This is a genomic window from Brucella sp. 22210, assembly GCF_052045675.1.
Lineage (GTDB): Bacteria > Pseudomonadota > Alphaproteobacteria > Rhizobiales > Rhizobiaceae > Brucella.
In genome coordinates this window covers 1-2,011 of sequence record NZ_JBQEPD010000115.1, presented here as the reverse complement: position 1 = coordinate 2,011, position 2,011 = coordinate 1, and the positions used below count along the sequence as shown (strand labels likewise).

Genomic DNA, 2,011 nt, shown 5'->3' with positions numbered 1-2,011 from the left:
TTCCGGTTTCCGCTGAGCCTTCGCATGGTCGAAGACATGCTGGCATACAGAGGGATCATCGTCACCCACAAGACAGTGCGCGAGTGGGCTGAAAAGTTTGGACAAGACTATGCCAATACAATCCGTCGTCGTACACCGCGCCTTGGTGACAAATGGCATCTCGATGAGGCTGTCGTGACAATCAATGGTGAGCGGCACGCTTCATTCGGAAGTTGCTGTCATGCCAGGGCGCAGTTCCTCGCGTCATGGTCACTGACAAACTGGGCTCTTATGGTGCCGCCAACCGGGAGATCGGCCTCACGGTCTGTGATCATCGCCAGCACAAAGGCTTGAACAATCGGGCCGAGAATTCTCATCAACCGATAAGACGGCGAGAACGGGTCATGAAGCGTTTCAAGTCAGCACGACACTTGCAGCGTTTCGCATCCATTCACGACCCGATCTACAACCTTCATCATTTTCCCCGCCACCGCTTCACCTCTGCCATTCACCGCGAACTGCGCCAAGCCGCCAACACGGTCTGGCGCGATATCGCGGGCCCGTAATCCGCTTAAAACGACATCAACATCCGGGATATGTCCGTAGGCAGGTTAACGTTACGGTGCCTATTCGTGCCGCTGAATATTCCGCCCTCAGCCGGAATTGACCCCGTGAAGGCGGCGGCGTTGCCGGTTTGGGGCCGAGCCAGCTTGGAGATGGCGGCATTATATGCTATGAATACATGCGATTACAAAGGATCACATTATGTCACAGCACGCCGTATCCGCAGCTATCACTATCCGCACGGCCAAAGTGTCGGAGATCGACGCCTTGGCGAGTGCGATGGATCGTTCCCGCAATTATATCATCAATCAGGCCATCGAACAGTATCTCGAAGCCAATGTGTGGCAGATGGAGCGGATCACAGCGGGGATCGAGGCGGCGCGGTCGGGCAAGGTGCAGTCTGCCGATGAGGTCTTTTCCGGGATCGCAGCGAAGCACGGCTGGGCACGTTGAAACGTCTGGTCATTGCCGAGCCCGCCGCGCGCGACTTTGAGGACATCGTGGACTATATCGCGCTGGACAATCCCGCTGCCGCCGAAGACGTTTACCAAAGGATAACGACAGCCGCGCGAAAGCTACCCCAGTTTCCGGCCATTGGGCGTCCCGGTCGCCACCCCGAGACCCGTGAGCTTAGTGTTTCAGCCTTGCCGTACCTGATTGTTTATGAGGTAAGCGACGAGGCCGTGACGATCATCGCTGTATTCCATACAGCTCGTGATCTGGTGCAGGCTTTAAAAGATCGAGCGAGTGTAAGCTAAAAGAGGCTTCACGCCAGAACCTCCGAAAACTCTGCGCTACAGAATACCGGCTACCCCTCTTGTTCAAAGGGGATGATTCCGCATCCGTTAAATCAGTTGCATAGCGTGCGTTGCGTCGTACATACTGTCGGCGAGCGGTTCCAGTCCAGGTCATCGTGAGCTCCATCGAATGTAAGCAATCCGATTGAATCATAACCTGCTGTAATCGCTCAATCCTTTTTGGAACAGTCTCCTAGAAATATTGAAAAAATAATTGTAGCAATTTGTTATCTTTGCATAAACCCATATTTATTGTATTTATTCAATGGTAAAAAGTATTCATAAAGCAATAGAAACAGCAGAAAAAATTGCTAACGGATTATGCATTGAAATTATCCCAAAAATTAGAAATTTATATTCTTAAATAAAGAAAGGGTAGCTTAAAGCCGACTGGAACATAAAATCCAAACAGCTTGGTGTCCAGTGTTACTTCGATTGCACCAAGTGGTTTCGAAAACGGACAGGACTCTTTTGCTTTCTTTACATGGCTTGCAAAATCTTGCTCCGCGATTTCGGAAATGCTCGCTTTGAGCGAACCTTTCAGGCTTGCGCGCAAGACATCCTTAGGCGCGCAGCCCGATTAATTGGAATCAGCATTTGAGGCTTCGCTGGCGGTAGTGAATGGCTTTTGAATAAAGCCTGTCGGGAAAGCTTTGCCAAATCAAATACCA

Annotated in this window: 2 protein-coding genes and 2 pseudogenes; 3 read left to right on the top strand and 1 reads right to left on the bottom strand. The window is 51.2% G+C overall.

Going from position 1 to position 2,011, the window contains the following annotated elements; all coding sequences use genetic code 11:
• The 3 genes and pseudogenes from ACTJKP_RS26765 to ACTJKP_RS26755 form a co-directional block, all read left to right on the top strand.
• Positions 1 to 545 (top strand): annotated as a pseudogene (locus ACTJKP_RS26765) (IS6 family transposase); the annotation flags it as partial.
• A gap of 199 nt (positions 546 to 744) precedes the next feature.
• Positions 745 to 996 (top strand): CopG family ribbon-helix-helix protein, encoded by a 252-nt coding sequence (locus tag ACTJKP_RS26760; RefSeq protein WP_440632817.1) that lies wholly within the window; start codon positions 745 to 747, stop codon positions 994 to 996.
• Complete coding sequence (locus tag ACTJKP_RS26755) at positions 993 to 1,301, top strand: type II toxin-antitoxin system RelE/ParE family toxin (protein ID WP_440632816.1); 309 nt, start codon at positions 993 to 995, stop codon at positions 1,299 to 1,301. Before ACTJKP_RS26760 ends, ACTJKP_RS26755 begins: the two co-directional genes overlap by 4 nt.
• 76 nt (positions 1,302 to 1,377) lie before the next feature.
• Here the strand turns inward: ACTJKP_RS26755 and ACTJKP_RS26750 are convergent.
• Positions 1,378 to 1,494 (bottom strand): annotated as a pseudogene (locus ACTJKP_RS26750) (IS5/IS1182 family transposase); the annotation flags it as partial.
• Positions 1,495 to 2,011: the final 517 nt, after the last annotated feature.

Coding starts and splice junctions, on each gene's coding strand:
- ACTJKP_RS26760 (WP_440632817.1), top strand. CDS start 745: ATGTCACAGCACGCCGTATCCGCAGCTATCACTATCCGCACGGCCAAA.